Raw genomic sequence first — 24,406 nt, 5'->3', positions numbered from 1 at the left:
CGGTTTATGACGTGCTTTCATCGCTTTAAGTTGAATCGTTGCTGTAAAGCAGTTAATATGCGTGTGTCAATAATGCAAGGTAAGATTTATGAGTACTCGTTCTGACCTTTTAACCACTGCCGAGCTGTTGCTGCGTACCAAAGGGTACGCTGCATTTAGCTATGCCGATTTGGCTAACGAAATTGGTATAAAAAAGGCGAGTATTCATCATCACTTTCCTACAAAGGAAGGGCTTGGAATTGCCGTTATTGATAGCTATCTTTTTAGGTTTGTGAAGAGTCTAGAATTGATAAATGAAGAGAGTTCCGACACGATCGTTCGGTTGAGAGAGTTTTCTAAGCTGTTTATTGATAGCTCAAAAAATGGAATGCTACCCTTATGTGGTGCGCTCGCTGCCGAACTTTCTGCTTTGCCGGACAGTCTTAAGGATTTGACCAGGAGGTTTTTTGAAATCCATATTGCTTGGTTGGAAAATAATCTCGCATTGGGTCAATCTGAAAAGGTTATAAAGACGGATCTTAATCCCAGAACAGTTTCACGGGCAATATTGAGCTTGCTTGAGGGTAGCAGTTTTGTATCTTGGGCGCTCAATGATACAGTTGTTGATCAGTCTGGGTTTGATTTGATATTGAATAGTATTGTCGTTTCGTAATATACACTGAGAATCAGATTACCAAAATCAGTAGGAAGCCTTTCACGTTGTGTTTGCCCATCTTATTAGGTGGGCTTCATATTTCTACCCCCTCTGCAGTCCACCTCAACAGCTGATCTAATCCCACAAATAGGTTTTCTGTTCGCACACACCTTCCAAGCGTTTCTCCGCCTGTCAGATCGGACAGGCGGTACTTCGCCATAAGCTACGTTTAATTAGGGATAGGAGCTGATCGCACCGTTAGCACGTGGGAGGTGGGGTACCAGGTCAAAGAATTTTATTGCTAGCAAACCTACTAATAGGTAGGATTGCTGTGCGTAACATTTATCCAGCCAAAAAATGCGTTCAATAGAGGGTTTTTTAATGACAACTAATCTGAATGGTATTGATGTCGTAGCTCTGCAGCAGTTTGCTCAAGGTGTTGCGGAGGATGAGAATAAGCGTCACGCGAGCTTCAACGTCAATACCCAGTGGAAAGGCCAGACGCGCTCTGTGGCGAAAGTCAGCCGTTACAGCTTAGCCGGTGAAACCTATTCGCGTGATTTCGAAATCGTCGCCGATGAGCCAATTGAACTGTTAGGTCAGAACTCGGCGCCAAATCCTCAAGAGCTGCTGATGGCCGCGCTGAACGCCTGTATGGCGGTAGGTTACGCAGCTAACGCAGCCATGATGGGCATTAAAATCCACAGTCTGGAAATTGAGACCGACGGCACTCTCGATTTGCGTGGTTTTCTGGGCATCGACGAGAGCGTAAACCCAGGGTACGACCAAGTGCGGGTCGTAATCCGTCTTCACACCGATGCACCTCTTGAGCGTGTAGAAGAACTGCACAAAAATGTAATTAAAACATCAGTTAATTACGCGAATTTCTCCAAAGCCATCCGCATGGTGCCAACCCTCGAGGTTCGTGAGGACTGATAATTATCAGATCTTTCATCTTTACAACCTTGAGAGCGCCAGTAGGCAAGGCCTACTGGCGTTGCTACTTTTGCTATTGCAATTGAGCGCGTTGCTCTCTGTTTTTAAACGGTTTTTGAACTTTGCTCAATGGGTAGCAGCGTTTTTTATTTATTTTAATATAGAGGGGTGTATGAGCGCTATTTCGAAAAAGTTTGTAGTGGATATTTGGTCTGATTTCGTCTGTCCTTGGTGTTGGGTCGCCAAGCGTCGTTTTGAGAATGCGCTTGAGGACTTTCCGTACAAAGACGATGTTCAGGTAAACGTGAGAGCGTATCGTCTTGCCCCTAACCATACTGCTGAGCCTATGGTGAGAGCCCTTAAAGTCAAATTAGGTAGTTCAACCGCTGCTTGGAATATGATGAGTGCGGTAAAGCAATATGGCCAATCTTCAGGGCTTGATTACCGTTTTGAAACCATGATGTTTGGTGACACCGCGGGTGCGCATGTCCTCGTCAAAGCGATTGACGATGAAGTATTGAAGACGCACTTGGTGGAGGCGCTCTATGAGCAAAGTACTACCCAGGGTAAGTCACTATTTGACCGAGGTAGTTTAGAGTCGATTGCAAAATCTGTAGGTGTTTCTGATGAGTCGATTCGACTCGCGTGGTCATCTAATGAATTGTTTCACCGGATGCAGGAAGACGAGCGTGCTATGGGCCAATTTCACTCGGGCGTCCCGTTTTTTGTTTTCAATAGTTCATTTTCTATTTCGGGGGCTCAGCCTCAAGAGATCTTTTCTCAAGCACTCAATCAAATGTATTTCGAACCAAGTGACGAACATGAGTCGTCCAGCAGTCAAGTTTGCGGGTTTGATGGATGTAATTAATACCAGAGAGGCTTCGGCACTGTTGGTGCCGCAATTTCTGGGTTTGGAATGATGTTGTGGGTGAAGTGCAGATGAGGCGTATTGTAGACGTGAAAGCCGGAGAGTTCGCCCGATTCGTTGCAAAAGGTAACTGCGCTGTGCTGTTTTCGGCGTCCTGGTGCAAGCCCTGTCAAGAAATGAAACCGGTTTTTAATGAGCTGTCAGAAAAGCTGCAGTCGCGCGCCGCATTCGGGAAGATTGATGTGGCTGTTTCGCCCACGATCTCCCAGATGCATGGTGTCCGGTCGGTTCCATCCTTGGCGATTTTCTACGAAGGGCGATTACGTTTGGTTTTGGCTGGCTCTCGATCGGCTGCCGCGTTGAAGAAAGCAGTCTTAGCTGACTTAAAGGATGTTCTGTAGGTCGGACTAAAATTTCGATGCGCTCTCAAATTGACTGTCCGAGTGAGTGTAGGAAGCGCGTCAGGATGTTGCTGGGCTAAGTGTCCGACTGGCGTATAGGCAAGCTAAGCTCCGCTTTGCGACCGGCCAGGCCATGTTTAGCCCAGCGTAGCCTTTGCTTGAATACAGTTACGCTTCAGCCGGAGTATCAGCGATAACGAAGTTCGGATAATGTAAAGACTTTGATTTCATCGGCAGGCCATCAGCACAACGACGTGGTTGGCTAATGGCATGCAGAACAGCTTATAGGGCTTTAGCGGCTTCTCAGATTTAATTGGCGACGGGGGTAGCTAAGCCTCTACTATTATTGATCCTTCCGCACTGCTGGGTATCAAGATTTATCGAATGCATCCAAAACGTGAGTGCTGTAAACCAATGCAGCGCCAGCGTTCATATTAATCGCAACGCCCAAAGCTTCTGAGACCTCTTCAGTCGTTACGCCGAGCTTTTTGGCCTCAGCTGCGTGGAAAGCGATGCAGCCGTCGCAACGGGTGGTGACGGCAACTGCGAGTGAGATCAGTTCACGAGTCTTAGCGTCGAGGTGGTTTGTTCTTTCGCCGGCGCTCCCTAAAGAAGCCAAACCTTTCATGGTCTCTGGGGATAGGCCATTCAGTTGCACTAGGCGGGCGCTGACGTCTTTTCGAGTTTGCTTCCAATCTTGCATGGGATATTCCACTTTGGGCGCGGTGCCCTGTAGGTGTAGGGGAGGTGTGAAACTGATCAAAACATACCATCCAGTTGGTAGGTATGCAAGTGTGTCCTACAAATGGCTTGATCGTGCGGTCGACGTAGAAGGGGTGAGCTGGTGTGATGAGAGGGCATTGACGTTAATGCCTTATTTGTAGTGATGAGCTCTCCCGGCTCAGAACCAGGAGATACTTGAGCGGAGTTCGCGTGATCAGGGAATGCTGCTGGTATCAGAATTTTGAGCGCATAAGGAGCCTTAGGGGTGTAATGCTGTTGTCAAGCTAATTTTTCCGCGCACTTACATAAGACTATTAGTGGGAAGCAATAAAAAGCTCCACAGCCAAAACGAGAATCTATCGTCATAGCTGTGGAGCAAAAAACAGCCTGGGCATTTAACGCGTACGGGACTATCAGCTAGAATAACTCACGCGATCATGGCGGATATCATCTATGAGATGCTGGGCAATAATGTGTTCAATACCAAGTCGTTCAAGCAGCCGGAAGCCAATAATTCACTGGCCGCATTGATATCCGGCGCGAAGAAGCGATCCTTCTCGTAATAGGCCACTTTGCTTCGCAGACTCTTCCTGGCCAGTTCCAGCTTGGGCGACGTCTTCAAGCCGTCACGCAAGTCCAGACCTTGGCAGGCCGCTAGCCACTCCACAGCCAGGATTCCACGGGTGTTTTCAGCCATTTCCCACAACCGTTTGCCGGCGGCGGGTGCCATCGATACGTGATCTTCCTGATTGGCGGATGTGGGCAGGCTGTCTACGGAATGGGGGTGAGCCAGCGCCTTGTTCTCGCTGGCCAGCGCTGCTGCTGTCACCTGAGAAATCATGAAGCCCGAGTTCACGCCGCCATTGGCTACCAGGAACGGCGGCAGTTGTGACATGTGTTTGTCCATCATCAACGAAATGCGGCGCTCGCTCAGCGAGCCGATTTCAGCAATGGCCAATGCCATATTGTCTGCGGCCATGGCCACTGGCTCAGCGTGGAAGTTGCCGCCAGAGATCACGTCACCTTCAACGGCAAAGACCAGTGGGTTATCGGAAACGGCATTCGCTTCGACGACTAATACTTCCGCAGCCTGACGGAGCTGGGTCAGGCATGCGCCCATGACTTGAGGTTGGCAACGTAGAGAGTAGGGATCTTGGACCTTACCGCAGTTTTTGTGCGAATCGGCGACCTCACTGCTTTGGCCCAGCAGGTCGCGATAAGCAGTAGCTGTATCAATCTGGGCCTTCTGGCCGCGAGCGGCATGGATGCGTGCGTCAAACGGCGAGCGGGAGCCCAAGACAGCTTCGACCGTCAACGCACCGATGGCCAAGGCGCCTGCAAACAGGTCTTCGCCCTCGAACAAACCGCGCAGAGCATAAGCAGTAGACACCTGGGTACCGTTGAGCAACGCCAGACCCTCTTTGGCAGCCAGCGTCAACGGCGCCAAACCGGCCACCTTCAGTGCTTCGGTGGCTTCCAGCCATTCGCCCTTATAACGCGCTTTGCCTTCTCCCAGCAGCACCAGGGACATGTGCGCCAAAGGCGCCAAGTCACCGGATGCGCCGACCGAACCTTTCAAGGGAATATGCGGATACACCTCAGCGTTAATCAATGCTATCAGAGCATCGATCACCACGCGGCGTATGCCGGAAAAGCCACGGCTGAGGCTATTGACCTTGAGCACCATGATCAACCGCACCAGCGCATCGCTGATCGGCTCACCCACACCAGCGGCGTGGGACAGTACTAGCGAACGTTGCAGATTTTCCAGATCTTCACTGGCGATACGGGTCGAGGCCAGCAGGCCGAAACCGGTATTGATACCGTAGGCGGTGCGATTCTCGGCGAGGATCTGCTCCACGCAAGCGACACTGGCTTCAATTTGCGCAGAGGCACTGTGGTCGAGGGTGATTTTTACCGGGTGCTGGTAAACGGCACGCAGTTGGGCAAGGCTCAATTGGCCTGGGATAACGTTAAGTGTTTTCATGCTTTGGCTCCTTTAACAAGAGTGATCATTGGCAGGTTCAAGCCTTGCTCATTCGCGCAATCAATGGCGATCTGGTAACCGGCATCGGCATGGCGCATCACGCCAGTGCCCGGGTCGTTGTGCAGCACGCGGGCAATCCGCTCGGCCGCTTCGTCGGTGCCGTCGCAGACGATCACCATGCCCGAATGCTGGGAGAAGCCCATGCCGACGCCGCCACCGTGGTGCAGTGACACCCAGGTCGCACCACTGGCGGTGTTGAGCAGGGCATTGAGCAGTGGCCAGTCGGAAACGGCGTCGGAACCGTCCTGCATGGATTCGGTTTCACGGTTCGGGCTGGCCACGGAACCGGAATCGAGGTGGTCACGGCCGATGACGATCGGCGCCGACAGCTCACCGCTGCGCACCATCTCGTTGAACGCCAGGCCCAACTTGGCGCGCTGGCCCAGGCCAACCCAGCAGATCCGTGCCGGCAAGCCCTGGAAGCTGATGCGCTCGCGGGCCATGTCCAGCCAGTTGTGCAGGTGAGCGTCGTCGGGGATCAGTTCCTTGACCTTGGCGTCGGTCTTGTAGATATCCTGCGGGTCACCGGATAGCGCCGCCCAGCGGAACGGGCCGATGCCGCGGCAAAACAGCGGACGGATGTAGGCCGGGACGAAACCCGGGAAGTCGAAGGCATTCTCGACGCCTTCTTCCTGGGCCATCTGGCGGATGTTGTTGCCGTAGTCGAAGGTCGGCACACCCATTTTCTGGAAGGCCAACATGGCTTTGACGTGCACGGCCATCGATTGCTTGGCGGCCTTCACCACGGCGGCGGGCACGGTCTTGGCGCGGGCACGGTATTCGTCCCAGGTCCAGCCGGCCGGCAGGTAGCCGTTGAGAGGGTCGTGGGCGCTGGTCTGGTCGGTGACCATGTCGGGGCGCACACCGCGACGGACCATTTCCGGCAGGATCTCGGCCGCGTTCCCACACAGCGCGATGGAAATCGCCTTGCCTTCGGCGGTGTATTTCTCGATGCGCGCCAGGGCGTCGTCGAGGTCTTTGGCCTGCTCGTCGACGTAGCGGGTTTTCAGGCGGAAATCGATGCTCACCTGCTGGCACTCGATGTTCAGCGAGCACGCACCGGCCAGGGTCGCGGCCAGTGGTTGCGCGCCACCCATGCCGCCCAGGCCGGCGGTCAGCACCCAACGGCCCTTGAGGTTGGAATCGTAATGCTGGCGACCAGCCTCGACGAAGGTTTCATACGTGCCTTGGACGATGCCCTGGCTGCCGATGTAGACCCAGCTGCCGGCGGTCATCTGGCCGTACATGGCCAGGCCCTTGGCGTCGAGTTCGTTGAAGTGCTCCCAGCTGGCCCAGTGCGGCACCAGGTTGGAGTTGGCGATCAGGACGCGCGGGGCGTTGCTGTGGGTCTTGAACACGCCCACCGGCTTGCCGGATTGCACCAGCAGGGTTTCGTCGTCGTTCAGGTTGGTGAGGCTTTCGACGATCTTGTCGTAGCACTCCCAGTTGCGCGCCGCGCGGCCGATGCCACCGTAGACCACCAGTTCCTTGGGGTTCTCGGCCACTTCCGGGTCGAGGTTGTTCATCAGCATGCGCAGCGGCGCTTCGGTCTGCCAGCTCTTGGCGGTCAGCGTGTTACCGCGAGGGGCGCGGATTTCGACATTGCGGAAATGGAGTGGTTTGCTCACCGGTAATCCTCTCGAGATGACTTGCAGCTTATTGTTGGTTTTCGCTACATCGGGCGAGTAAATATAATCATGTATATACAAGCTTAATCAAGCAGATTTTTGACCGCTAATGTTGTCGGCATGAATATCTTCACGTGATTAGTTTTTTCGTTCGAATGGCATTGATGCAGGTTTTACCATCAAGCTTTGCGCACTGGGCGCGCTGTGACAGTTTCAGCCAGGGATCATGAGCTGAGCCATAGGAAAGACGCTGGGATTGCTCTCGTACAGGGCTTTTCTAGTCAACAGAACGGCGAACCATTTCGGCCTCAACCGCGCCTGAGAACATTTTTCAGGCGCGGTAAGCGGCCAGCCGGCTTAAGGCACTTCGGTTATTTCAGATTGCCGCTGAGAAATTGCTGCAAACGCTCGCTCTTGGGGTTCCCCAGCACTTCCTCAGGCGGCCCTTGCTCTTCTACGAGCCCTTGGTGCAAGAACAACACCTGGTTCGATACCTTACGAGCGAAGCTCATTTCGTGCGTCACCATGATCATGGTTCGGCCTTCTTCGGCGAGGCCCTGAATGACCTTCAGCACTTCTCCTACTAGTTCAGGGTCCAGGGCAGACGTCGGTTCGTCGAACAGCATGATTTCCGGTTCCATGGCCAGCGCCCGGGCTATCGCGACGCGCTGCTGCTGGCCGCCCGAGAGAAAGGCCGGGTATTGATCGGCAACTCGCGATGGTAAACCAACCTTGTCCAGGTAACGCCGAGCCAGCTCCTCTGCATCCTTCTTGCTGACCCCCAACACTCGGCGAGGGGCCATTGTGATGTTGTCGAGCACGGTCATGTGGCTCCACAGATTGAAATGCTGGAATACCATCGCCAGTCGCGTGCGCAGCCGCTGCAGTTCGTCTGCGTTTGCAACGCGCATGCCGTGGCGGTCATGGATCATGCGTATCGGCTGATTGTCGAGGCTCATGGCGCCGTTGCTAGGGATTTCCAGAAAGTTGATACAGCGCAAAAAGGTGCTTTTGCCCGACCCGCTGGCACCGATCAGGCTAATGACGTCGCCGGCCTTTGCGTTCAGTGAAACACCCTTGAGGACTTCGTGGTCGCCATAACTTTTATGCAGGTTTTCTACGGTCAGTTTGTACATATTCAAGCACCCTGAATTAATGAGCTGGGCCGAGGAACGACAGCCAACGGCGCTCAGCCAGACGGAACAGACCGACCAGAGAGAAAGTGATAGCGAGGTAAATCGCTGCGGCGATGCCGAACGATTGGAAGGTCAGAAATGTTGCTGAATTGGCATCTCTGGCAACCTTGAGGATGTCCGGTACCGTGGCGGTGAAAGCGACCGTGGTGGAATGCAGCATCAGTATCACTTCGTTGCTGTAGTTCGGCAGTGAGCGACGCAATGCAGACGGCATGATGATATAGGTGTAAAGCTTCCATCCTCGAAGCCCAAAGGCCTTCGCTGCTTCGACTTCACCATGATTCATGTTGCGAATCGCCCCGGAGAAGATCTCCGTAGTGTAGGCGCAAGTGTTCAAGGCAAAGGCCAGAATGGTGCAGTTCAACGCATCGCGAAAGAATGCATCAAGCAGCGGTTGGGAGCGCACCGCAGCGAGGCTGTAGATGCCGGTGTAGCAGATCAGTAGCTGTATATACAGAGGCGTGCCACGGAACAAATAGGTATAGAACTGCACGGGCCAGCGCACGAAAAGGTTGCTTGATACCCTGGCAATCGACAGCGGGACCGCCATCAAGAAGCCGAAGAAGAGCGAGGCACTGAGCAGCCATAGTGTCATCGCCAAGCCCGTGATGTGATAACCATCGTGGTACAGGAAGGGTTTCCAATATTCTTGCAATAGCTCGATCATCGCACGGCCTCCCGAGTTCCTGCGGCGTAAAAACTTTCCAGCCTGCGCAAGACATAGTTTGATGCGGTGGTGATAACCAAATAGATCAACGCTGCAAGGACCAAGAAGAAGAACAGTTGATAGGAACTCTTTCCTGCATCCTGGGCAACCTTGACCAAGTCAGCCAGACCAATGATCGAGACCAGTGCGGTCGCTTTCAGGATCACCATCCAGTTGTTGCCAATGCCCGGTAATGCAAAACGCATCATTTGCGGGAAAAGCACCAGGCGGAATCGTTGGGCGCGGGTCAGGCCATAGGCCGTGGCTGCTTCTAATTGCCCCTTTGGAACGGCGAGAATCGCTCCGCGGAAGGTTTCGGTGAAATACGCACCGTAGATGAAGCCCAGGGTGATGACCCCTGCGCTGAACGGATTGATTTCGATATATTCCCAGCCAAAGGCATCGGTCAGATTCGTCAGCCACGTCTGAAGGCTATAGAAGATCAGCAGCATCAAGACCAGGTCGGGCACGCCGCGGATAAGCGTGGTGTAGGCTTGCGCAGGGATGCGTAGCAAGGCTGACTTCGAGAGTTTCGCGCTGGCACCGATCAATCCCAGGCCCACGCTCAGCAACAAGCACAGTGCGGATAATTTGACAGTCATCCAGGAGCCTTGCAGCAACAGCGGGCCAAAACCCCTTAGGCTGAAGCCTAGAGTCTGCAATAGGTTTTCTAGCATTGGACAGCCCTTCGTCAATCAAGAAAAACGCCCATCCGAAAATGGGCGCAGCGTGTTATTTACCGCTGTAGATATTCTGATCACCAAAGTGTTTTTTCTGGATGGCTACATAGCTGCCATCTTCATGCAGTGCCTGGATGCCTTTGTTTAGCAGGGCCTTGAGATCGGCGTTGCCTTGGGCGAGACCTACCGCGGTTTTCGCGGGCAATAGTTCATGCTCGACGGCTTTACTTACCTCAAAATTTGCCCCTTGCGGCGACTTCAAGAAGCCCATTTCGGCTTGCAACATATTCTGGATCGAGGCATCGAGACGGCCAGTCACCAAGTCCGAATAGACCTGATCCTGGTTGGCATAGGCTTGGGTTTTGACCCCGGCTTTGTTCAGTACGGCCTTGGCATAAGCTTCCTCGGTGGTGCCTTGCTCATAACCAACCGTCTTGCCGACGAGCGTCTTGATATCTTCGGTCAGGCCGGAGCCTTTCTTGAAAACGAAGGAGGTAGGAACGGAGAACAGCTCATCGGAGAAATCGATGACCTTTTCGCGCGAGGATGTCACGGTCATGGCGGAGATCACCCCGTCGAATTTGTTGGCTTTCAGGCCGGGAATCATGCCGTCAAAATCACTCTCGACCCATTTGCACTTCACTTTCAATTCAGCACAAATCGCATTGCCTAAGTCGATGTCAAAGCCCACCAGGCTACCGTCGGCAGCTTTGGACTCGAAAGGGGCATAAGAGGGGTCAACGCCGAACCGCAACTCCTTGTACTCCTTGGCCGAGGCAAAGCTGCCAGCCACACACAACGCCAGTACAGAGAGGGTCAAAATAGATTTTTTCATTGTTTTTATTCCTAAGGACCAAAGAGCGCTTGAGCGCACGGATGCGGTACGGAGCTCGTGTGTGTCGCTATGGGAGTGGTACACAGAGCCCATTTTTTGGTTTAAACGTGTCGAGGTGACGGATCGACTTTACCGCGTAAATACATACTTGTACATACAGGCATAGCCAATCAAGCAGCCATTTATCTGCTCGGATGTGCATGGGTGGAAGAAGGGCTGGAAACGCTGAGGGGAGGGGGGGTGATCAGTTTCGTTTTTCCGGTCACTACGGGCGTAGGGCCTGGGTCTATTGTGATGTATGAATCAGAAAGCGACCGACGCCCTTTGGAAGCGGCGCTGGTCAAGCTTTACGGCAGATGTCGAAGAGTCAGACGTCTCTGTGCGCTGCGTTCATGGGTAGGCGGCTACCCAAGCGATAGCGGGAGGAGGGGTGGACGAGCCGCACAAAGGTGACAATTTTGTTTTGGCTCCAAGTCCGGCGTATGAGGGCCAGGCAAGGTTCGGTTGCATCAATTTGCAGATGCTTGCTCTCCTCGGCGCTGGGGTGGCAGGCCTCTACGATATGTTCCATTTCGTCGGGCTTGATCACTTGCAGAAGGTATTTGGCCGGTTGCAGGTGTTCGCCGAATTTTTGTTTCAGGAACTCTGGCACCAGCTCGGGATTGACGTAACGATCCTCAAGCTGCACTGGCACGTCTTCTTCGCTATGCGCACAAACCAGATGAAAAACCGAAGAGCCCGTGGGCAGGCCCAGGGCGGAAGCGACTGACATCGATGCGGATTCGCGTCCCAGGTGCAGGACGCGACAGCCGTAACTATGACCCCGAGCGAGAATCTCGTCAGCGATGTTGGTGATGCGCAACAGGTTCGATTGCGGCTTGCTTTCGGCTACGAATGTTCCAACACCTGAAATCCGTACCAATAGACCTTCTTCGGTCAGCTCGCGCAGGGCTCGATTGACGGTCATGCGCGAGATGCCCAGCTCTTGCACCAACTGGTTCTCTGAGTAGATCAGGTCGCCAGGTTTCCAAACGCCCGCTCGAAGTTGGTCCAGCACAAATTCCTTCGCGCGTCGGTAGAGCGCTTGTGGTGCATTTTTGATCATCAGTCGGTCCGTGTCTCTTGTGCGGCAAGGACTCTTGCCAAGGAATGGAGGAAAAGATCGTTATCCTCACAGCTTCCTATAGATACCCGCAAGTACTGAGTATATCCCGCTTCGCGCCAAGGCTTGATGATGACCCCTTCGCGCAGCAATGCCTGGTTGATGACTTCGGCAGGATAAGGGGTGCTGAAAAAGAGGAAGTTAGCCATGGAGGGGGCAGTTGTGATGCCTTGCTCTTGCAGTGCGATCTCCAGTCGTCGGCGTTCGCTGGCGACGTGGGAGAGGCCGGCATTCAGATGATTTTCATCGGCCAGCGCGGCGACCGCAGCGGCTTGGGCCACTCGGTTGACATTGAAGGGGGTGCGCAGGCGATTGATCAAATCGGCCAGTAGCGGGTCGCTGACAATGCCGTAGCCGATGCGTAAACCTGCCAATGAATAGGCCTTGGAGAAGGTTCGAAGCAGGATAAACGGCTTGCCGCTGGCCTGGATCAAGCCGAGGCAGTCTGGGTACTCAGGCTCCCATTGGGCGTATTCGTAATAGGCTTCGTCAAACACCAGCAAGCACTTGGGAGGTAATGCATCGAGCAATTGCTTCAATTCGATTGCGCTCAAGGTGCAGCCAACCGGATTGGAGGGGCAGGAAAACATCAGCACATGGGTATGCGGTGTAAGGGCGGAAATCATCGCCGCCACGTCAAAAGTGCCTTGGTCGGTCATGGGGACACCGATTACCCGAGCGCCGGCTGCCACTGGAAAAATGAAATGCAAGCCGAAGGAGGGCACCACGGTAACCACTTCATCATCATGATCCAGAAACACTCGACTGATGACACTCAGCAAATCCTCAGAACCGTTGCCGAACACGAAGCGATCTTCCGGAACATCAAGTTTTTCCGAGAGTGCGGAGCGCAGTGCCTGGCAGCCAGAGTCGGGGTACAGCGCAATCTCATGGCAGGCTTGGGTGGTCGCGGCGTTGACAGCGGGGGCGGTGCCCATTGGGTTTTCATTGCTGCCCAATTTAGCGACGCGTGTCAGACCGAAGCGTTTGCGCACTGCATCAGCGGCGAGGCCGGCGTTGTAACTGGCCAATTCGCGTACTTCAGCGCGAGCAAGCAGGGTCAGGTCGTTGGCGTTCATACAAGGCTAACCTCTCGGGAATTTTGCTGGAAGGTATTGCGATCTGGATGGTGCCGCAGGGGACGCTGCGGGCTCGGCTGTTCAGCGCTCTGAAGGATTTCGTGCGGGAGGCTGTAGTGGAAGAGTGTCGCCAATTCGGCGATCTGACCTGCGAGGCTCATCCCTTCGGTAGTCGCGGCAGTCATCGGGTGCAGTTTTTTCATTGATTACCTCTTAGGTGCAGGGCAACAAGGAAGTGTTGCTGTATGATCCTGTATATATAGGTAACGCAATGTTCAGGCCAAGCCTTATCTTTTCTGTTGATCGCTGCTCGTAAACGCCTTCCAGGCCAGGGGGTGCTCACATGAATATCAGTTCAGGTGTAACTGAAGGTTGCATCGGAGTGTTTCCGGTGTCTCATTGATGAGTCGAAAGGAAGCGCATGGTAGGCCTTTCTGCGGACAGTATTTTGGACAGAAGCAGTGCTCGATCCACTTCGGATCAGGGGTCTGAAGGGGATCCTTGTCTAACAGGCACGGTAAATGCTTAGTCCTGTATATACAGTCGCATCGATCAGGCTTGTAGACCTATTTCCGATCTGGCGTGACACGCTCGGTCGAGTCGATGGCTAAAAGTGGCGCCTGCTATAGGCGCTTTCATAATCCGCTTAGAGAGAGTCCCCCATGACGGTTAGTAATTTGCCCTTTTCAAAAGTCCGCCACAGCCAAGGCCTAGTGTTTTTATCCGGTGAACTGCCGTTCAATGAGGACGGCAGCTTCCCGGCGGGTATCGAGGCACAAACGCGCCTGACGTTGATGCGCATTGCTCAAACATTGGAAGCTGAGTCACTGTCGTTGGATGACGTGGTGAGCGTCACGGTGTACTTGACCGAGCGGAGTAACTTCGCCGAGTTCAACCGGATTTATGCTTCGTTTTTTACGGCCAATTTGCCTGTTCGCGCTACCGTCTGTGCCGGCCTCGTGGTGGATGCGTTGGTTGAAATCAGTGTCATCGCGCAGCAGCGTGCTTGAGTTGGAGGCAGCGTGAACGACAAACAAGTAGTAGTACTGGGCGCCGGCATCGTCGGTATAAGCACGGCCCTGCATCTGCAACGCCGGGGCTGTGCGGTGACCTTGGTAGACAAGGGGCCGCCCGGGCGCGAGACGTCATACGGTAATGCCGGGATCATCCAGCGCGAGGCCGTTGAACCGTACGGGTTCCCAAGGGACCTGGCGAGCCTGATGAGAGTGGTGACCAAGCGCGATATCGGCGTCAACTATCATCTGCGTGCGATGCCGGAGTACATGCCTACGCTGACCAGGTATTGGGCCAACTCAGCGCCAAGGCATTACCGAGCTATTGCGGACGCCTTTCGGACCTTGGTCGAGCATTCAATCAGCGAGCACTCCGAGTTGATCGAGCAAAGCGCGGCCCAACACCTGATCGTGCGCAAAGGTTGGATTCAAGCTTTTCGAACCCCGGAAAAATATGAAAAGGCGATGGAGAGCGCCCAGCGTGTGAGTGCGCACGGTGTATTGTCGCAAGCGTTGGACGGCGCCGGGCTCAGGCTCGCAGAACCCGCTTTGGGTGAAGCTCTCGTTGGGGGGATTCACTGGCTTCAACCTTGGACCTGTGTTGATCCGGGTGAGCTGGTGCAACGCTATGCCGAGCTCTTCTTGCGTGAGGGCGGACAGTTTGAACGCGGCGATGCCCGTTCATTGCGCCAAGCGGGAGCCGGCTGGCGAGTCTCCACCGAGTCCGGGCCGGTCGAAGCATCACAGGTCGTCGTGGCGCTTGGTCCTTGGGCCCAAGAGTTGCTGAGGCCCATGGGTTACCGCATCCCGTTGTTTATCAAGCGTGGTTATCACGCCCATTTCGCCGACGGGGCAAACTTGAGTCGCCCGGTGCTTGATACCGAGCAAGGCTACATGTTGGCGCCGATGAAGCGTGGTGTGCGTCTATCAACGGGGGCCGAATTCGCCCGTCTCGATGCGCCTCTGACCCCAGTGCAGCTAGGGAAGGCCGAAAGCGCGGCCCGACAACTCTTGGCATTGGGGTCTCAGGTTGAGCGGACGCCATGGAGCGGTGCGCGACCTTGTACCGTTGACATGAAACCGGTCATTGGTGCCGCGCCGTCGCATAAGGGGCTCTGGTTCAACTTCGGCCATGCTCATCAAGGATTTACGCTAGGTCCGGTCAGTGGCCGGCTGCTTGCGGAATTAATGATGGGAGAAACACCAGTGGTCGAGCCGGCACCCTTCGCTCCTGGGCGTTTCTGAATTGACGATGCGTCGGCCTTCTCGTCCCTCCTCTTGAGAGGAGGGCAGGCATTATCTGAAAGAAAAATGACGACCGAGTTGTCTCGTTTCCACGTCGTGTGAGCAACGTTTACGGCACTCGCCGCGGGCGCTTTTACCCATGGGCGCCCACGTTCCATCTGCCTGCCCAGGAGTACTCATGAACATCAAACAGAAACTCACGTGGGCGTTTGCCGCTATCGCCTGCGCGCCAGTCATATTGGTCGCAATGGTTGTCGTACTGAACTTGCGTAGCGCAGCGCAAGCCAGTTTCCTGGATAGCAGTGGCCGTGAAATCAGGCAGATTGACCGCGGGATGCGGCAGTTTTTCGACAGCATCCGCCAAAACGTCGAATACCTTGCCAAAGACCCTCGGATCGCCAACGTTCAGGGATTGAAGAACTATACGGCCGCTTACGCCCCGCAAACGCCTGTGACGAAGGTCGATCGACAGATCCAGATGATATTCGACAGTTTCGCAGAAACCCACCCAACCACGGCTTCCATTTCCCTTGGACTCAATGACGGAGGTTTTGCAGGTTGGCCCGATGACCAGACAATGGCCAGCTACGACCCACGGGTGCGACCTTGGTACAAGGCGGCCAAGGAAGCCGCACGAGGCTCAACCGTACGGACGGGCGCGTATTATTGGGCACCCGATGACATGGTGCTGGTCAGTACGGTCCGCACGATCAATGACGCGAGCGGTGCCCCGGTGGGCGTCGTTGGCGTGGACGTATCGCTCAAGCAACTGACTGAATTGGTCAAAGCCATCAAGTTGGGCAAGAGTGGTTACCTGATGTTGGTCGAGGCCAATGGCAATGTCTTGGTCGATCCCGCAAATGCCAAAAACAATTTCAAGCCGTTAGGTGAGCTAGGACCCGGCTATGCCGAATTGGCCAAAAGCGCTGATGGGGTGACTCAAGTCGAGATCGATGGTGTGCCATACATGGTCAACGTCCTGAGTTCCGATGGCCTGGGATGGCGTTTTATTGGCCTGATCAAGCGTGATGAAGTGATGGCCGACGCCATGAGCCTGACCTGGTTGATTGCAGCCATCGCTGTTGCATTGGCCGTGGTGTTCGCCATCGTTGGTGCTGGTTTTGCCAGCGTGATCGTGCGCCCGATTCGTGGCGTGGCTGATGGGTTGCAAGAGATTGCCGAAGGTGAAGGTGACCTTACACGTCAACTCCAAGTACGGGGAAAGGACGAAACTGCCAACCTGGCCGGTTGGTTCAATCAGTTTCTAAGCATGATCGCTCAGTTGGTGAAGCGTATTGGCAATGCGTCGTCCGATCTGCAAGTCGCTGCCGCTGACACCAACGAAGTCGCCAATAACATGAACCTGGCTGCCGGCCGCCAACGTGAGGCGGTGGAATTGGTAAGCACCGCTTTCAATGAAATGCTCGCCACTGCCAATGAGGTCGCACGTTCCTGCAGTGCCGCGGCGTCGAGTGCTGACGAAGGCTACCGCGACGTGCACGATGGCCAGAAGCAAATCAGCGAAGCCACCGGCAGCGTACTCAAGCTCAGTGAGGAGCTGCAGGTATCGACCCAGACCATGCAGCTGCTCGAGCAAGACAGCAATAACATCAATGCGATTCTCGACACCATTCGCTCGATTGCCGAGCAGACCAACTTGCTGGCGCTCAACGCCGCCATCGAAGCCGCCCGTGCGGGTGATCAAGGGCGTGGCTTTGCAGTGGTCGCGGATGAAGTTCGCGCCCTGGCTCGTCGCACCTCCGACTCTACCGGCGAAATAGACAGCCTACTGGGTAACCTCGCTCGCCGCACCCAGGAAGTCACCCAGCAGATGCAAGGCAGCCTGCAAGCGTCCCAGGCTAGCGTGCAGCGGATCCAGCGGGCCCGCGACAGCTTCGACAAGATCCGCGCTTCAGTGGACTCGATTCGCGACCAGAACACCCAGATCGCCACGGCGGCAGAGGAGCAGCATCAAGTGGCGGAGGAGATCAATCGGCACATCGCACAGATCCACGCCGATGCGCAGATGGTAGAGGAGTTCGCGCATTCAGCCCATGCCGGATCGGGGCGAATGAAGGCCATTTCTGGCCAGCTTCAAGGATTGGTCGGGCGCTTCAAGTTTTAGTCCGTACGAACAATGGACGCTCAATTGCCGATTAGAGGGTAAGCCCCATGAGCGTTGAGCCCAGAGAAAAAACAGTGAAAGCCGCCGTCCCTGGCGGTCCCGTCCAGCGGGCCATTCAAAAAGGCTGATCAACGCGGGAAGGAGTGCGCTCCGAATCATGATTAGACCTGTCAGGTCGCCAGACCGTGTGCTGCATTCCGTTCGGGGTCGTCAGTACTTCCACTGCACAGCGATTTCCAGACTGCGCGGCTCGCCCACGTAATACTGGGTGTTGCTCTGGTGGATGAAACGGGCATAGACCTCGTCGGTCAGGTTGCGCAGGCGCGCGCTGACCTGTACGTGTTTGTCCAGATCGTGGGTCATGGACAAACCATAGACAGTGTACGAGGGCACCCAGGTCGTATTGGCGGTGTTGGCGTAGACCGACGACACATAGCGCACGTCAGCCCCGAGCTGCCAGTCAGGAGCCACGTCATAGGTCAGCCAGAGATTGGCTACGCGGTCGGGAATATTCACCGGATTCTTGCCTTTGCGCGAGAACACAACACCGGCGATGGTTTCATTGAACTCGTCGTACTCAGCCCTTACCCAACTGAAGTTACCGGCCGCCAATAGCTTGGGCGTGACCTTGAATGAAGCGGCCAGCTCTATGCCGGTGGAGGTTTGTTGACCCGCTTGTTCGGTGGTGTTGCGCACCGTCGAGGAGGGGACGGAGATGTTCTTGCGCACGATGCGGTAGGCCGCGGCGGTGGCCGAGCCGCGACCGTCGAGAAAATCGAACTTGCTGCCCACCTCGAATTGGCGACCGGTGCTCAAGTCGAAGTCGCTCACCTGGGCAATGGAGGCGCCGGTAAGCGTCCCTCCCGGCGGCTCGGCCGAGGTACTGTATTGGGTATAAAGGCTGACATTCGACGTCAGGTCGTACACCAGGCCCAGGCGTCCCGTGATTGCATCCCAACGCTTGTCGAGCCTGGCCTGCGCCGCATGATCGACTACCTCGAAATCGATATGGTCATAGCGCAGCGCAGTGATCAGTGCCAGTTGCTCGGTCAGGCGCGTGCGGTTCTCGACGAACGCCGAAGAAGTATCAGTCCAAGTGCTGCGACCTTTACTGCGCGGTGCATCCATCCCCGGAATGTCCAGGAAGTGGCCCGGCTCGAAGCCATCTGGATCGATGGTGTCGAAGGCGCCTTTGGACAACGGGTAATTGGTTTGCTGGTTGGTGTTGTAATCCACGCCCAGCGCCCAATCGCTGGCCAGGCCGAACAGTTGAGCCTGGTGAGTCAGCTCGAAGCGGTCACCGTTGACCTCCTGGTCGTGCCGCTGGCGGTAACCGCCGGAGCGGGCGATGGCGCTGTTGTCGCTGTTGTAGCGGTAGACCTCAAGGTTGCGGTAATCGCGCTGGCCATCGTAGTGGTAGAAGGTATTGCGCAACTGGGTATTGTCGTCCAACTGGTAGTCCGTGATCGAGCGTATCCAGCGGGTGCGCTGCTCGTAGCGACCGTCCTCGACGTTGTAGTTGTTGAAGCGGTTGTGCTTGTCGATCTGCAGCTTGCCGGTCAGCGGTTGCAGTACCGGCGTGCCCCAGTAGGGACTGTCTTCCTTCTCTTCCAGGTATTCGATCGCCAGCGTATGGGAGAGTCGGTCGTTGATGTCGCTGAGCAGCGAGAAGGCCAAGTTGCCCGCACCGTTCTCCTGGCGATCTATGTAGCCGTTGCTGCTGGTGCGGCTGTAGTCGAGGCGCGCATAGTGGCGCGGGCCATCGCCGCTGTTGAGCGCTTTATTGAAGCCGACCGCGGTTTCCCAGGTGTCGTAGCGACCGTAGCTCATCCGGCCTTCGAAGGTATCTTCCTCGCGGTTGGCAAGCTTGGTGATCACGTTCAGGCTGCCACCCACGGCACCGCTGCCGTTGAGGAACGAGGACGGGCCGCCGAGCAATTCCACCCGGTCATAAATCCAGGCGCCGACCGGACGTGCTGCGCCGCCGTATTGCAGATTGATGCCGTTGAACAACTGGCTGATCTGGGCGCCGTTGAAGCCGCGGTACGATACATAGCCGCCCCAGCCGGGTGGCGCAGAAGCGTTAACCCCAGGCAGAGCGTTCGCCGCGTCTTGAAAGTTGCGTGCGCCGATACGTTCTATCGTCTTGCGATCGGCCACGCTTACAGAGGCGGGATTTTCCCGGGCACTGAGATTCAGGCGCGAGCCGCTTTCGATGGGGGTATCCAGGTCCAGGCGGGTGGCCGGTTTCGGCTGGTCGGCCGAGGCATTGATGTAACTGGTGGGTAAGTTCAGGGCAGTGTCTTGCGCCCATGCGCAGGTGCTGCCCGCGAGCAGCGCTAAAGTGGTCAAGCGAAACATGAAGAGCTTCCTGGCTTAATTCGATGAGCACACACCCCGCCGCGCTTGATGCAGCGGCGGGTGGTGAAGATGTCAGAGCGCGGGAAGCAGGGCGGGGGAGGCGCGAGGATTGATCAGCGGCCATCGCTGCCTGGGTAGGCAACGGGTCGGTTGTGCGGGCAAGGGCTTGGCTGGCTCGCCGGCAAGCAGGGCGAGCAGCCCGAAAAACGCCGCCAGCATGATCGCACCGAACAGGCTCGCAATGACGCAATCAGCGACGACGGGCAGCGAAGGGGCGGGCACATCCTGCAGGCCCTCGAATATTGCCCCGCCGTCAGTAGAGCAAAACAGTCCGCCGTCCAAACCGCTCAATCGCAAGCCGGCCATTTGTCCATGGCCCATCGCGCACAGCAACGAACCGAACAGGATGCTGAAGTACAGCACCCAGGCAATCATCGATTTTTCGCGGCTGGCCAGCTTCATCAGCAAAGCTCGTTGAGAAGGAACGGTTTATCGGCGAGCGGATTTTACATTTTTTGATCCGTCAGTGAGCTTTTAAACAGTTCGACATACAGGCAACAGCCTTGCTGTCCGGTCTGTCGTCGGTATAAAAACCGTCTCGATTCGGCATCTTTACATCCACCAAGGTCGATGCTTCCACGGTCGCGTTGGCGTCCAGCAGCTTGTTCATGTGCAGGATGTAGCCGGTCACTGCATAGACTTGTTCGTTGGACAATGACTGTGGCGCCTGGAAGGGCATGGCTCTGCGGATGTAGTCGAAAAGCGTCGTTGCATAGGGCCAATAGCTGCCGACTGTCTTGAGCGGTTTGTCAGTAGTCAGGGTTCCTTCGCCGCCCGCCAACGCAGGACCGACGCCGCCCTCGAGTTTCACCCCATGACAGCTGACGCAACTGTTCATGTAGACCTTTTCCCCGTCCGCCACCGTTGCGCGCCCTGGAGGCAAAGCCTTGCCGTCGGGCGCCACGTCGATGTTCCAACTGGCGATCTGCGCTTCGGTAGCCTTGGTGCCCAAACCGTATTGGGATTGTGCCGAGGCGTGGGTCAGCGCAAAGGCGCACAGCAAGCCGATGAAAAACGAACCACCTTTAAGCCCGTCCATTGGTCACCTCCCCACTGCTGGACACGCGCCACGGTTGCACCGAGTTGTTGTGGTAGAAAGAGACCTTGCCGCGTTCATCGATCAGCTGTTCCAGCATCGGCTGTACATAGCCGGTCTCGTCGATGGCGCGGCTCATGATCATCAACTCTTGGCCGTTCCATTCGAAAGGCGCCCTGAAGGCGGTCAGCGCCTTGGTCAGAATGGGCTCCTGTAACCTGGCTTGCGTCCAGGTATTGCCGCCATCGACGGAGACATCGACACGGGTGATTTTGCCGTGGCCGCTCCAGGCGATGCCACGCATCTCATGCAGGCCCTTGCGTGTCAGTTTCTGGGTACCGGAAGGGTAGGTCACCAGTGATTTGCATTCCATGACAAAGGAAAACTTCCGAGCTTTACCGTCGGCCATTAAGTCGGTGTATTTGGCGGTTTCTTCCCGGCTGTAGGCGGGCGCATCGGTGACGTGCAGTCGGCGCAGCCATTTGATGTGGGTGTTGCCCTCGTAGCCGGGAACAAACAGGCGCAGCGGGTAGCCCTGTTCCGGCCTTAGACGCTCGCCGTTCTGGCTGTAGACCACCATCACATCGCCCAGGCATTTCTCGATGGGAATGCTGCGCGTCATTGCCGCGCCGTCCGCACCTTCGGCAATGATCCACTTGGCTTGCGGTTTGAGCCCGGTTTCATCCAGCAGTGTCTTCAAGGTAACGCCAGTCCACTCAGCACAGCTGACCAGGCCACTGACTTCGGCGGCCGTTTTGCCCCACGGAGGTAGAAACGATGGGTTGCCCGAACACTCCATGAAGTGCACTCGTGACACGGCGGGGAACTGGCGTATCTCGTCCACGGTAAAGATCAAGGCGTTTTCGGTGAGGCCGTGAATTACCAACCGATGTTGTGCCGGATCGATTTGTGGGACGCCCGCGTGATGACGCTCATAGAACAGGCCGTTCGGGGTAATGATGCCGTCCAGCTCCTGAAGTGGCGAGGTGCTGTAGGCGGACATCGTGTCCTTCAGGCCGGGATACAGATTCCTGACGGCTTTGGTTTCGAACGTTGAAGGTTTGCCATAAGGGCTTGCCGTCGGGGCGCCAAGACTGCGGGTCCATTGCGGAACTTCAAGAGGCTGGCTCGGATCAATCGGGGCGATGTTGGTCGTCTCTGCGTTGACCAGATCGCTATTACCCAGCGCATAGGCAGCAGTACCGATAACGGCCCCGCTTTTAATCAAGAAATCCCGGCGAGCCAAAGCTGTTTGAGACGGGTCTTGCTGGGCGGGGACCATGGATTTTTTTGTCATTGTTGTTCCCTCTGGTTCTTTGTCGGGATGGACCCAACGGCAAGCCTGTAGACTGATCGGTCGGTCTGTAGTCAGCCTAGAACGAAAAACGCGCGTGGTCCAGTCGCAAGGACAATCATCGGTGATGGGAGGTGAATGAGGAGGAGGTCGAGGGAGGCGGCGCATTTGAAGCGCCGCTGATGACAGTCAAGCCAGGCGTGGCTCAACCTTCAGTCCGGGCAGGAGGGTGTCGCAGAAAAACGTCGCGATGGATTCCGGCGAGCGTGGGCCTCCGGGTTTGATCCACAAGTAGCTGTAGTGATGAATACCAAGGATAGCCTTCACGGCCAACAAGTCCGATGTGCGGAAGGTCCCCTCGCTCACGCCAGCCTTGAGGATGTGCGACCAGAGCTTTTCATACTGTCGGTGCAGGTCGAGCAACTCGGTCTGGCGCTCGCCAATGACCGAATACACTTCCCGGAAACACACCGTCATTTCGGCCAGGTGGGTGACAATCGTGCGCATCACGATGGCCGAGAACTGGCGAAATTTATCTTCCGCAGCCAAATCGCTCTCGCACAGAGGCGTGCCTTCTGCGATGAGTACCCGCAGATACCGGCTGGTGATTTCGAACAGCAATTCTTCCTTGCTGCCGATGTGGTAATACAGCGCGCCGCGAGCCAGGCCAGTGGCTTTCTCCAACTCAGCCATGCCGGTCGCGTGAAACCCGCGCGTCGAAAACAGCTGCGCAGCGATCTTCAGTATCCGCTCCTTAGTGCTTGTTTCAGCAGGTTCGACAGCGACGACGGCGTTCTTTTTTCCCATGGGTCAATTCCAACCGGTTGAGCGCCAATCATACCCATGCGTGCGCGATGAAGGATACAGACGGGAGAAGCCTATCCCATGGTTACAGGAAGATAGTTATATTGACCGATCGGTACAGAGGCGTTTAACGTGTTTTTAAGGGCGCGGTGGCGTCAAGAGTTCTGAGAGCCTGCCTAGGCATTGGGATCGACCATGACAATAAGCAACCCCGTAACGAAGGCGTCCAGCTCGTCAGCCGCGGCAAGATTGATTGCGATGATCTGTTTCGCCATGCTCGCCTTTGCCGCGAACTCCTTGCTGTGCCGCCTGGCGCTTAAGCACACCGACATTGATGCTGCGAGTTTCAGCGTGGTCCGGCTGGCCAGCGGGGCCTTGGTGTTATGGTTCTTGTGTGCCTTGAGGCGGACCTCAACCATAGGCAAAGGCAGTTGGCAGGGGGCCGCAGCCTTGTTCGTTTACGTCTTCGCCTTTTCCTTCGCGTACCGTCATTTGGAGACCGGGACGGGGGCATTGCTGCTGTTTGGCGCGGTTCAGCTGAGCATGGTTCTGTACGGCATGTTCAAAGGTGAGCGGATGCGCAAGCGGGCAATCGTTGGATTTGTGTTAGCGCTTGCTGGCTTGCTCAGCCTGTTGCTGCCAGGCGCGGCATCCCCCGATGCCCTTAGTGCGCTCACGATGTTGCTATCGGGACTGGCGTGGGGAATTTACTCACTGTTTGGCAAAGGGGGCGTCGACCCTCTGGTGACTACTGCCGGCAATTTCATCCGCTCCATCCCCTTGGTCCTGATTGCTAGCTTGCCGTTTCTGTCAGGGCTGCACTGGGATTCGCTGGGGATGCTTTACGCCCTTCTTTCCGGGGCGCTGGCGTCAGGCGTCGGTTACGCGGTCTGGTATATCGCCGTGCGTGATCTTGCAGCGTTTCAAGCGGCAACGGTGCAGTTAAGCGTGCCGATTCTAGCTTCGCTGGCAGGCATCGTTTTGCTTGATGAAAGCCTGAGCTTAAGGATGGTGTTGGCGTCCGTAGGTGTGTTGGGGGGCGTTGCGTTGGTGCTGGGCAGCAAGCAGCGTGCGTAATTCAGAGCCCCTTGGGTGTAAGGTGCCTGTTTCATATGAATTACTGATGTTGACGAAGAGGGAGCATCGGCTGATTAGGTAGACCCATAGGACTGCTTTAACGCGGAACTCCCATGAGAAGCTATACTCCTGTACTCGCAATTACTCAGTAGTATTTCTTATAGTAAACTCTACGAAGGAGTGCCACTGGATATTAATCCTTAGTTTGTAGCTCGATGCGCAGGTGCTGTGCGCCTGTCAGATTTAGAAGGTGATGAAAGATTTAAATGATGTCGTTTTGTGGAAGCGTCAAAATGACGTTGTGAACTTATGGCTAAATCTGGCACAACAGTAAAATTTGTTGTCGGAAGACATGATTAACGTATTGAATGATAAGCTTAATTTAGTTGCCTATGATTCCAGTGTTCGTTGTGCCATCTTGGCAGTTAAAGGACATGTATGTTGTGCGGGCCACGACTTGCGCGAAATGCGGAAAAAAAACAAGATATTGCCTTTT

General features: G+C 55.5%; 23 protein-coding genes and 1 pseudogene. 9 read left to right on the top strand and 15 right to left on the bottom strand.

Translation table 11 applies throughout. From position 1 onward, the window contains the following. Positions 1-88 precede the first annotated feature (88 nt). The 4 genes from ND528_RS20470 to ND528_RS20455 all read left to right on the top strand — a co-directional run bounded on the left by ND528_RS20470 (position 89) and on the right by ND528_RS20455 (position 2,839). The gene (locus ND528_RS20470; RefSeq protein ID WP_263471072.1) at positions 89-652 is read left to right on the top strand and encodes a TetR/AcrR family transcriptional regulator; all 564 of its coding nucleotides are present in this window, start codon (positions 89-91) and stop codon (positions 650-652) included. A 363-nt stretch (positions 653-1,015) separates the two neighbouring features. Continuing rightward, on the top strand, positions 1,016-1,570 hold the full coding sequence (locus tag ND528_RS20465) for an OsmC family protein (protein ID WP_263471071.1): 555 nt from the start codon (positions 1,016-1,018) through the stop codon (positions 1,568-1,570). 172 nt (positions 1,571-1,742) lie between these two features. Further along, on the top strand, positions 1,743-2,438 hold the full coding sequence (locus tag ND528_RS20460; RefSeq protein WP_263471181.1) for a DsbA family oxidoreductase: 696 nt from the start codon (positions 1,743-1,745) through the stop codon (positions 2,436-2,438). Positions 2,439-2,509: 71 nt separating this feature from the next. Next, entirely contained in the window at positions 2,510-2,839 is a 330-nt protein-coding gene (locus ND528_RS20455) for a thioredoxin family protein (RefSeq protein WP_269077040.1), read from the top strand. Between the two features lie 370 nt (positions 2,840-3,209). Here ND528_RS20455 and ND528_RS20450 read toward each other — a convergent pair whose 3' ends face one another. From ND528_RS20450 to ND528_RS20405, 10 genes are all read right to left on the bottom strand, one after another. Then, the gene (locus tag ND528_RS20450; RefSeq protein ID WP_025214435.1) at positions 3,210-3,542 is read right to left on the bottom strand and encodes a carboxymuconolactone decarboxylase family protein; all 333 of its coding nucleotides are present in this window, start codon (positions 3,540-3,542) and stop codon (positions 3,210-3,212) included. 471 nt (positions 3,543-4,013) lie between these two features. After that, positions 4,014-5,549, bottom strand: a complete 1,536-nt coding sequence (gene hutH, locus ND528_RS20445; RefSeq protein ID WP_263471069.1) for a histidine ammonia-lyase — start codon at positions 5,547-5,549, stop codon at positions 4,014-4,016. Beyond that, the gene (gene hutU / locus ND528_RS20440) at positions 5,546-7,237 is read right to left on the bottom strand and encodes a urocanate hydratase (RefSeq protein ID WP_263471068.1); all 1,692 of its coding nucleotides are present in this window, start codon (positions 7,235-7,237) and stop codon (positions 5,546-5,548) included. Before hutU ends, hutH begins: the two co-directional genes overlap by 4 nt. A 371-nt stretch (positions 7,238-7,608) precedes the next feature. Next, the gene (locus ND528_RS20435; RefSeq protein ID WP_263471067.1) at positions 7,609-8,373 is read right to left on the bottom strand and encodes an ABC transporter ATP-binding protein; all 765 of its coding nucleotides are present in this window, start codon (positions 8,371-8,373) and stop codon (positions 7,609-7,611) included. 16 nt (positions 8,374-8,389) lie between these two features. After that, entirely contained in the window at positions 8,390-9,100 is a 711-nt protein-coding gene (locus tag ND528_RS20430) for an ABC transporter permease (RefSeq protein WP_030141828.1), read from the bottom strand. After that, positions 9,097-9,816, bottom strand: a complete 720-nt coding sequence (locus ND528_RS20425) for an ABC transporter permease (RefSeq protein WP_030141827.1) — start codon at positions 9,814-9,816, stop codon at positions 9,097-9,099. Before ND528_RS20425 ends, ND528_RS20430 begins: the two co-directional genes overlap by 4 nt. Before the next feature lie 55 nt (positions 9,817-9,871). Further along, positions 9,872-10,654 (bottom strand): transporter substrate-binding domain-containing protein, encoded by a 783-nt coding sequence (locus ND528_RS20420; RefSeq protein WP_027912468.1) that lies wholly within the window; start codon positions 10,652-10,654, stop codon positions 9,872-9,874. A 367-nt stretch (positions 10,655-11,021) separates the two neighbouring features. Further along, complete coding sequence (gene hutC / locus ND528_RS20415; protein WP_025214428.1) at positions 11,022-11,759, bottom strand: histidine utilization repressor; 738 nt, start codon at positions 11,757-11,759, stop codon at positions 11,022-11,024. Further along, positions 11,759-12,895, bottom strand: a complete 1,137-nt coding sequence (locus tag ND528_RS20410) for an aminotransferase class I/II-fold pyridoxal phosphate-dependent enzyme (protein WP_025214427.1) — start codon at positions 12,893-12,895, stop codon at positions 11,759-11,761. The genes hutC and ND528_RS20410 overlap by 1 nt, the downstream gene beginning before the upstream one ends. Further along, positions 12,892-13,098 (bottom strand): hypothetical protein, encoded by a 207-nt coding sequence (locus ND528_RS20405; protein ID WP_263471066.1) that lies wholly within the window; start codon positions 13,096-13,098, stop codon positions 12,892-12,894. Before ND528_RS20405 ends, ND528_RS20410 begins: the two co-directional genes overlap by 4 nt. Before the next feature lie 459 nt (positions 13,099-13,557). Between ND528_RS20405 and ND528_RS20400 the strand changes: the two genes are divergently transcribed. The 4 genes and pseudogenes from ND528_RS20400 (at position 13,558) to ND528_RS28490 (ending at position 17,278) form a co-directional block, all read left to right on the top strand. Beyond that, positions 13,558-13,905 carry a RidA family protein gene (locus ND528_RS20400; protein ID WP_041020384.1) on the top strand — a complete coding sequence of 116 codons (348 nt, stop codon included), beginning with the start codon at positions 13,558-13,560 and terminating at the stop codon, positions 13,903-13,905. 12 nt (positions 13,906-13,917) lie between these two features. Continuing rightward, positions 13,918-15,153, top strand: coding sequence for an NAD(P)/FAD-dependent oxidoreductase (locus tag ND528_RS20395; RefSeq protein ID WP_263471065.1), 1,236 nt, complete (start codon positions 13,918-13,920; stop codon positions 15,151-15,153). 139 nt (positions 15,154-15,292) lie between these two features. After that, positions 15,293-16,414 (top strand): annotated as a pseudogene (locus ND528_RS28495) (HAMP domain-containing protein); the annotation flags it as partial. Between the two features lie 9 nt (positions 16,415-16,423). After that, on the top strand, positions 16,424-17,278 hold the full coding sequence (locus ND528_RS28490; protein WP_408005054.1) for a methyl-accepting chemotaxis protein: 855 nt from the start codon (positions 16,424-16,426) through the stop codon (positions 17,276-17,278). 210 nt (positions 17,279-17,488) lie between these two features. On the opposite strand, the gene ND528_RS20385 is transcribed toward ND528_RS28490, so the two are convergent. From ND528_RS20385 to ND528_RS20365, 5 genes are all read right to left on the bottom strand, one after another. Next, positions 17,489-19,639 carry a TonB-dependent receptor gene (locus ND528_RS20385; RefSeq protein WP_263471063.1) on the bottom strand — a complete coding sequence of 717 codons (2,151 nt, stop codon included), beginning with the start codon at positions 19,637-19,639 and terminating at the stop codon, positions 17,489-17,491. Positions 19,640-19,711: 72 nt separating this feature from the next. Further along, the gene (locus ND528_RS20380) at positions 19,712-20,101 is read right to left on the bottom strand and encodes a DUF2946 family protein (protein WP_263471062.1); all 390 of its coding nucleotides are present in this window, start codon (positions 20,099-20,101) and stop codon (positions 19,712-19,714) included. 61 nt (positions 20,102-20,162) lie between these two features. Beyond that, positions 20,163-20,738 carry a c-type cytochrome gene (locus tag ND528_RS20375; RefSeq protein WP_027912464.1) on the bottom strand — a complete coding sequence of 192 codons (576 nt, stop codon included), beginning with the start codon at positions 20,736-20,738 and terminating at the stop codon, positions 20,163-20,165. Next, entirely contained in the window at positions 20,725-22,032 is a 1,308-nt protein-coding gene (soxC, locus tag ND528_RS20370; RefSeq protein WP_263471061.1) for a sulfite dehydrogenase, read from the bottom strand. The genes ND528_RS20375 and soxC overlap by 14 nt, the downstream gene beginning before the upstream one ends. 186 nt (positions 22,033-22,218) lie before the next feature. Then, complete coding sequence (locus tag ND528_RS20365) at positions 22,219-22,836, bottom strand: TetR/AcrR family transcriptional regulator (protein ID WP_263471060.1); 618 nt, start codon at positions 22,834-22,836, stop codon at positions 22,219-22,221. A gap of 192 nt (positions 22,837-23,028) precedes the next feature. Between ND528_RS20365 and ND528_RS20360 the strand changes: the two genes are divergently transcribed. Continuing rightward, the gene (locus ND528_RS20360) at positions 23,029-23,910 is read left to right on the top strand and encodes a DMT family transporter (protein ID WP_263471059.1); all 882 of its coding nucleotides are present in this window, start codon (positions 23,029-23,031) and stop codon (positions 23,908-23,910) included. Positions 23,911-24,406: the final 496 nt, after the last annotated feature.

Source organism: Pseudomonas mercuritolerans, from assembly GCF_025706525.1.
GTDB classification, from domain to species: domain Bacteria; phylum Pseudomonadota; class Gammaproteobacteria; order Pseudomonadales; family Pseudomonadaceae; genus Aquipseudomonas; species Aquipseudomonas mercuritolerans.
This window is presented reverse-complemented; position numbering and strand designations above follow the sequence as displayed.